9 protein-coding genes are annotated in these 6,499 nt (G+C 74.8%); 3 read left to right on the forward strand and 6 right to left on the reverse strand.

Features of this window, described 5'->3' with window-relative positions:
• The coding region (locus ACFV0Q_RS36580) for a hypothetical protein (RefSeq protein WP_385011597.1) at positions 1-302 on the reverse strand (302 nt) is incomplete at its 3' end.
• Positions 303-501: 199 nt separating this feature from the next.
• On the opposite strand from ACFV0Q_RS36580, the gene ACFV0Q_RS36585 reads away from it, so the two are divergent.
• Together ACFV0Q_RS36585 and ACFV0Q_RS36590 are read left to right on the forward strand one after the other, a co-directional pair.
• Positions 502-1,479: a helix-turn-helix domain-containing protein gene (locus ACFV0Q_RS36585; protein ID WP_385011599.1), complete on the forward strand. Its 978-nt coding sequence runs from the start codon at positions 502-504 to the stop codon at positions 1,477-1,479.
• 24 nt (positions 1,480-1,503) lie between these two features.
• Positions 1,504-1,989 carry a DUF456 domain-containing protein gene (locus ACFV0Q_RS36590; protein ID WP_385011601.1) on the forward strand — a complete coding sequence of 162 codons (486 nt, stop codon included), beginning with the start codon at positions 1,504-1,506 and terminating at the stop codon, positions 1,987-1,989.
• A gap of 115 nt (positions 1,990-2,104) precedes the next feature.
• Here ACFV0Q_RS36590 and rsgA read toward each other — a convergent pair whose 3' ends face one another.
• From rsgA to ACFV0Q_RS36610, 4 genes are all read right to left on the reverse strand, one after another.
• Positions 2,105-3,220: a ribosome small subunit-dependent GTPase A gene (gene rsgA, locus ACFV0Q_RS36595; protein ID WP_385011603.1), complete on the reverse strand. Its 1,116-nt coding sequence runs from the start codon at positions 3,218-3,220 to the stop codon at positions 2,105-2,107.
• A gap of 245 nt (positions 3,221-3,465) precedes the next feature.
• Positions 3,466-4,128, reverse strand: coding sequence for a response regulator (locus tag ACFV0Q_RS36600; RefSeq protein ID WP_385011605.1), 663 nt, complete (start codon positions 4,126-4,128; stop codon positions 3,466-3,468).
• Positions 4,125-5,216: a sensor histidine kinase gene (locus ACFV0Q_RS36605; protein WP_385011607.1), complete on the reverse strand. Its 1,092-nt coding sequence runs from the start codon at positions 5,214-5,216 to the stop codon at positions 4,125-4,127. Before ACFV0Q_RS36605 ends, ACFV0Q_RS36600 begins: the two co-directional genes overlap by 4 nt.
• 80 nt (positions 5,217-5,296) lie before the next feature.
• Complete coding sequence (locus tag ACFV0Q_RS36610) at positions 5,297-5,764, reverse strand: hypothetical protein (RefSeq protein WP_385011609.1); 468 nt, start codon at positions 5,762-5,764, stop codon at positions 5,297-5,299.
• Positions 5,765-5,937: 173 nt separating this feature from the next.
• Between ACFV0Q_RS36610 and ACFV0Q_RS36615 the strand changes: the two genes are divergently transcribed.
• Positions 5,938-6,339, forward strand: coding sequence for a VOC family protein (locus tag ACFV0Q_RS36615; RefSeq protein WP_385011611.1), 402 nt, complete (start codon positions 5,938-5,940; stop codon positions 6,337-6,339).
• On the opposite strand, the gene ACFV0Q_RS36620 is transcribed toward ACFV0Q_RS36615, so the two are convergent.
• The coding region (locus ACFV0Q_RS36620) for a helix-turn-helix domain-containing protein (RefSeq protein ID WP_385011613.1) at positions 6,270-6,499 on the reverse strand (230 nt) is incomplete at its 5' end. The two genes, ACFV0Q_RS36615 and ACFV0Q_RS36620, sit on opposite strands and share 70 nt — an antisense overlap.

Genomic DNA, 6,499 nt, shown 5'->3' on the forward strand with positions numbered 1-6,499 from the left:
GGGTAGACGTAGAGGTCCTGGCCGCTCTGGCGGGTCTGGACGACGGGCTGCGCGCCGTTCGCGCGGGGCATCGCCGTGGCGGCGGTGCGGCCCGAGGCGTCGGTGGACACCAGGATCCGGTCGCCGGTGACGAGGGTGACGGTGACGGGTGCGGCGGGCCGCTTTCCGGCCGCCTCGCTTCCGACGAGTGGTCTCTTCCCCGGCCCCGTGTCGCTCGGCTGTGCCGCCGACGGGCCGACGGCGGTGACGGCGAGGACGGCCGCTGTGGCCGCCCCGAGTGCCGTGCGCGATATCGGGCGCATCGCTCTCCCCAGGTGAATTCCGGCCAATGGCTTTTTTGCAGGGCATGACGGCCGCGCAAGTGGCTTCTGACCGGCGGATGTTGGTGCTGCGGTGGCGTCACCTTGGCAGAGAGGCGGGGGGTGCGGAGATGATGTCCGAGGCGGGTTTGCGCCGTGGCCGCTTCCCGCCAGGAACGGCTCTGAGAGTGGGGTGGACGGGTTGCTGGGTGCGATAGGCCTGGACGAGGGTCAGGAGTCGGCGTACCGCGCGCTGGTGGCGCTGGGCGCGGCGGAGGTACCGGACCTCGCGCACCGGCTGACGCTGCCGGTGCCGCAGACGGAACGGGCCCTGCGGCACCTGGAGCGGCACGGGCTGGCGGCGCAGTCCTCGGCCCGCCCGGGACGTTGGGTGGCCGCGCCGCCCGGGGTCGCCCTCGGGGCCCTGCTCACCCAGCAGCGGCACGAGCTGGAGCAGGCGGAGCTGGCGGCGGCGCTGCTGGCGGAGGAGTACCGGGCGGAGGCCGCCGAGCCGGCGGTGCACGACCTGGTGGAGGTGGTGACGGGCGCGAGCGCGGTGGCGCACCGCTTCCACCAGCTGCAGCTCGGCGCGACGGAGGAGGTGTGCGCGCTGGTCACCGGCCGGCCCCAGGTGGTGACGGGGATGGAGAACGAGGCCGAGGAACGGGCGTCGGTGCGCGGGGTGGAGTACCGGGTGGTGATCGAACGGGAGGTCCTGACCCGGCCGACCGGGATCCGGGAGGCGTCGACGGCGCTGGCGCGCGGGGAGCGGATCCGGGTGACGGGCGAGGTCCCGACGAAGCTGGTGATCGCGGACCGGTCCCTCGCCATGGTCCCCCTGACGGCGCGCGGGGCGGAACCGGCGGCCCTCGTCGTGCACGCGTCGGGCCTGCTGGAGTCCCTGCGGGGCCTGTTCGAAGCGGTGTGGCGGGAGTCCCTGCCGCTGCGGCTGGGCACGACGGGCTGTGCGGAGGAGGGCGACGGCGGCCCGGACACCACCGACCTGGAGATCCTCTCCCTCCTCCTGGCGGGGATGACGGACGCGAGCGTGGCCAAGCACCTGGAGCTGGGCCTGCGGACGGTGCAGCGGCGGGTGAAGGGGCTGATGGAGCTGTCCGGGGTGACGACCCGGCTCCAGCTCGGCTGGCACGCGTACGAGCGGGGCTGGGTGGCCCGATAGTCCCTGGTCGGTCAGGCTGGGCAGATGGATCTGCCTCAGCTGCTCCTGGTGGGGCTGGTGCTGCTGCTCGGGGTGCTCGGGGTGATGGTTCCGGGTGTGCCGGGGACCTGGCTGGTCTGGGCGGGGGTGCTGTGGTGGGCACTGCACGAACGGTCCGGGCGGGCGTGGACCCTGCTGGTGGCGGCGACGGCGCTGCTGCTGCTGGTGCAGGTGGTGAAGTGGCTGCTGCCGCCGCGACGGCTCCGTGGCATCGGCGCGTCCCGCCGCATGGCGGCGTACGCGGGCGCGGGCGCGGTGCTGGGCTTCGTCCTGATCCCGGTGGTGGGCACGGTCCCGGGTTTCGTGGGCGGCATCTACCTGTGCGAACGCCGCCGCCTGGGCACGCACGGCGAAGCCTGGTCCTCGGCCCGCACGGTGATGCGGGCCGCGGGCACGAGCATCCTGATCGAACTCCTCGCCTGCCTCACCGTGGCGGCGGCCTGGTCAGGGGTGGTCCTGACGGGTCCCTGACGCACGCGCGGGTCCGTCGCGGGGGTTCCGCCCCCGAACCCCTGCGGGCGGAGCCCCGGCGACGGCGCCGCGCGGGGCCGCCCAGCACCCCGCCCGGCCAGGGCAGCGGCACCCGTCAGGCGTGCCCCCCGCGCTTCGCCGCGTAATTCGCTCGGCCCTCCGCCGACTTGACGCGCCAGTCGCGGCGGATCTCCGCGCGCAGCCGGGCGTCCGTCTTCGCGACGATCCGCTGGTTCTCGCGCAGCAGCTTGCGGTAGCTGTCCAGGCGCCGTTCCGCCAGCGCCCCCGACTCCACCGCCTCCAGCACCGCGCACCCCGGCTCCGCCTCGTGCACGCAGTCGTGGAAGCGGCACCGGGCCGCGTACTCCTCGATCTCCGAGAAGACCTGCCCGACGCCGGCCTCCGCGTCGAAGAGGCCCACCCCCCGCAGTCCGGGGGTGTCGATCAGGACTCCCCCGCCCGGCAGGGCCAGCAGGTTGCGGGTGGTCGTGGTGTGACGGCCCTTGCCGTCGACCTCACGGGTCTCCTGGACCTCCATGACCTCCGCGCCGAGCAGCGCGTTCGCCAGGGTGGACTTGCCCGCGCCGGAGATCCCGAGCAGCACGCTCGTACCGCCGCCGACGACCGCGGCGAGCACGTCCGTGCCCTCCCCGGTGTGGGAGGAGACGGTGAGCACCTGGACGCCGGGCGCCGTGGTCTCCACGTCCTGGACCAGGTGCCCGAGCACCGCCGGGTCGGGGACGAGGTCGGCCTTGGTCAGGACGACGAGCGGCTGCGCCCCCGACTCCCACGCCAGCGCGAGGAACCGCTCGATGCGGCCGAGGTCGAGTTCGACGGCGAGCGAGACCGCGATGATCGCGTGGTCGACGTTGGCCGCGAGGATCTGCCCCTCCGAGCGCTGGGAGGAGGTGGACCGTACGAAGGCGGTCCGGCGCGGCAGGTACGCCTTCACGTAACGCGGGTTTCCGGACGCCTCGACGGCGGCCCAGTCGCCCGTGCAGATGACACGGAGCGGGTCGTGCGGGGTGACGAAGGCGGTGTCGGCGCGGACGATGCCGTCCGCGGTCATGACGTCGCACTGCCCGCGGTCCACCCGTACGACCCGGCCCGGGAGGAGTCCCTGGTCGGCGTAGGGGGCGAACTCGGCGGCCCACGCGTCGTCCCAGCCGAGAGGCGTCAGGGCGTGCGGGAGCGGTGCCTGCGAGGTGGACGGGAAAGAAGAGAAAGACAAGGGGAACCCTTCAAGGGGTGGCCCCGGCAGCGCGCGCTCTGCGGCGCGCGGAGAAGTGTGTGGTCAGCCGGAGGCCACGGAGGTGGCAATGACGATGAACTCCTGAATGCGGGCCGTGCCCGTCACCGTGACAGTCATCAACGTCCTCACCTCCTGCTTCCTCTTGCGTGTCGACTCGGGAACGATAACGGCCCCCCGCGCGACGCCACCAGCCATTTATTTCGGCCAACAAACGGCCGTACGGTTCAGGCCAGTCCGTGCCGGTAGGCGTACCGCACGGCCTGGGCGCGGTCGCGGACGCCCGCCTTGGCGAAGAGGTTGTTGATGTGCGTCTTGACGGTGGACTCCCCGATCGTCAGCCGCCGCGCGATCTCGGAGTTCGAGTGCCCCTCGGCGATCAGCGTGAGCACCTCGCCCTCGCGGGCGGTCAGGCCGTCCGGGAGGCCGGCCGGGCGGGAGCGGGCGGGAGGGCCCGAGACGGCGGCGGCGACGAGGCGTTCCTGCGCCGCCCGCCCCAGGCTGGTGGCGCCTGCCCGGACGGCCGTCAGGGCGCGGGCGATCTCCTCGGCGTCGGCGTCCTTGGTGAGGTAGCCGCGGGCTCCGGCCTTGAGGGCGGCCAGCACGGACACGTCGTCGCTGTACGTGGTGAGGACGACGACGGCGGTGCCGGGATGCCGTTCGGTGATCAGCCGGGTGGCCTCGACCCCGTCGACGCGCGGCATCCGCAGGTCCATCAGGACGACGTCGGGGGCGTGTTCGGCGACGAGCCGTACCGCTTCGGCGCCGTCCCCGGCGGCGGCGACGACCTCGATGCCGGGCAGCAGGCCGAGCAGGAGGACCAGGCCCTCCCGTACGACGGTCTGGTCGTCCGCCACCACGACACGGGTGGGGGCAGGGTCGGCGGTCACGGTGACAGGGGTCCTTCCAGTCGGACGCGGAATCCGGTGCCGTACGGCCCGGCGTCGAGGGTGGCTCCGATCAGTTCGGCCCGCTCCGCCATGCCGACCAGCCCGAACCCGCCCCCGGCCGCGGCGAGTCCGGCCACCGCCGCGGGCCCGGCGCCGCCGGAGTCGGTGACGCAGAGCTCGTAGCGCTCCCCCGGGTAGCTCAGGGTGATGTCCACGTCGGCCCCGGCGGCGTGCTTGCCCGCGTTGGTCAGCGCCTCCTGCGCGGTGCGGATCACGGCGAGGGCGGCCTCGGGCGGCAGCGGGCGCGGGCCCGCGGTGACGGTGAGGGCGCACGCGGAGCCCGTCGTACGGCGGTACTCCTCGGCGTAGCCGGCCAGCGCCTCCCCGGGTGCCGGTACGTCGCCCCGCAGCGCGGCGACGGCCCGGCGGGTCTCCTCCAGGCCGCCCTTGGCCAGGGCCCGGGCCCGGTCGACGAGGGCGGCGGCGTCCTCGTACCGTCCGGCGGCCAGGGTCAGGCGGGCGCTTTCGAGGTGGATGAGCTGCGCGGAGAGGGAGTGGGCGAGGATGTCGTGGACCTCCCGGGCCACGTGGGCGCGTTCGGCGAGCAGCGCGCGCTGGCGTTCGGACTCGGCGGCGGCCCTGCGGGCGCGGGCGGCGCGCACGTAGGCGTACATCCCGCAGAGGCCGACGACGTTCCACAGTTCGACGGGGTCGCGGTCGCGCAGCAGGATGACGGCGCCGACGGCGGCTACCGCGGCGCCGAGCAGCAGGCCGCCGGCGACCGGGCCGCGGCGGGCCGCGGCCAGTCCGCAGCCGACGAAGACGAGCACCACCCAGGGGGTGGCGGGCGCCAGCAGGCCGGTCGCGCAGGCGGCGGCGATCGCGGCGCCGAGCGCCCAGGCGCCGGCCGGGCCGCGGTCCAGGATGGTGGCGCCCAGGACGATCGACGCGAGCGCGGCCAATCCGCACGCGAGGGCGGCCGGGCCGGGCGGCGGCGTGAGCAAGCCGTGCAGGAACCAGGCCAGGACCGCTACCAGAACGGCGGCTCTGACCTGGGCGTTCGTGGGGGCGGGCAGCCTGGGTGACATCCCTTCCCACTCTATCCAGATCCGGTTGCGCAGCCGTGTCGCCCGCTCCCGTGCCCGCCCGCGGTCCACGGGACCCGGCCTCACGCCGCGGCCGGGACCCGGTGGGAGCGGGCGGCCAGGACGAGCCCCTGGCCGAGGATCCAGCTCGCCACGGTCAGCAGCAGGGGCCCGGTGTGCGGAACGATCCCGGCGGCGTAGCCGAGCAGGGCCAGGGCGGCCCGGGTGGCGAGGGAGAGCACGAACAGGGCGAGGACCACCCGGTTCCCCTTGGTCCACAGCGTCCCGTCGGGCTCCCGCCACAGGGTCATGGCGCGCCCCATCAGCAGGCCGAGCCCGAAGGCGACCCCGATCTCGGCGGCGAGCAGGACCACGCCGAGCAGCGGATGCGCAGGGGCGAGGAGGCCGCCGCCGCTGCCGAGGCCGATGAAGACCAGGACGGCGGGGAGCACCCACGGGCGGCCCCCGTCCTTCAGGGGCCGCCCGCCGAACCTGCGGACGACGACGAGGACCACGACGAGCGCGATGAGCAGTACACGGGCGATGTCCATGCCGTCCACGCTAGGAACGGGCCGGGCCGCTGTGATCGGCTCCGGGGTGGAACCCGGGTGGATCCGGGGTGGAGGCGGCGCCCTCCACCCACGGGTGGAGACCCGCCCGTCCGGGGCCGCCGATGTCCGTTTCGTTCAAGACCGGCGGCCCGGCGCGTGCCTAGCCTGCGGTCATGACTCCACGACTCGACATGATCGGCCTGGTCGTCTCCGACATGGCCGCCTCGCTCGCCTTCTACCGCCGGCTCGGCCTGGACGTGCCGGCCGACGCCGATGCCCAGCCGCACGTCGAGGCCGTCCTGGCCGGCGGCCTGCGGATCGCCTGGGACACCGAGGACGTCATGCGCTCCATCGACCCGTCCTGGACCCCGCCCACCGGGGGCGCCCGCCGGGAACTGGCATTCCTGTGCGATACCCCCGCCGAGGTGGACGCGCTGTACGCCGAGCTGACGGCGGCCGGGCATCCGGGGCACCTGAAGCCCTGGGACGCCTTCTGGGGCCAGCGCTACGCGGTCGTCCTCGACCCGGACGGCTGCGGGGTCTCCCTGTTCGCCCCGTCCGACGCCGCCCGGTAGTAGGCGCCGAGGGTGGTCCCGGCCAGCGCCCGCACCTCGCGCGCCAGGTGGGCCTGGTCGGCGTACCCGGCGGTGTGGGCGACCTCGGCCTGGGGCAGTCCGCGCCGGGCCAGGGCCAGGGCCCGCTGGAGGCGCAGCACCCGGCCCAGGGTCCGGGGGC

This window comes from Streptomyces sp. NPDC059564 (assembly GCF_042735575.1).
Taxonomy (GTDB): Bacteria; Actinomycetota; Actinomycetes; order Streptomycetales; family Streptomycetaceae; genus Streptomyces.

Coding starts and splice junctions, on each gene's coding strand:
- ACFV0Q_RS36590 (WP_385011601.1), top strand. CDS start 1,504: ATGGATCTGCCTCAGCTGCTCCTGGTGGGGCTGGTGCTGCTGCTCGGG.
- ACFV0Q_RS36605 (WP_385011607.1), bottom strand. CDS start 5,216: ATGTCACCCAGGCTGCCCGCCCCCACGAACGCCCAGGTCAGAGCCGCC.
- ACFV0Q_RS36610 (WP_385011609.1), bottom strand. CDS start 5,764: ATGGACATCGCCCGTGTACTGCTCATCGCGCTCGTCGTGGTCCTCGTC.
- ACFV0Q_RS36615 (WP_385011611.1), top strand. CDS start 5,938: ATGACTCCACGACTCGACATGATCGGCCTGGTCGTCTCCGACATGGCC.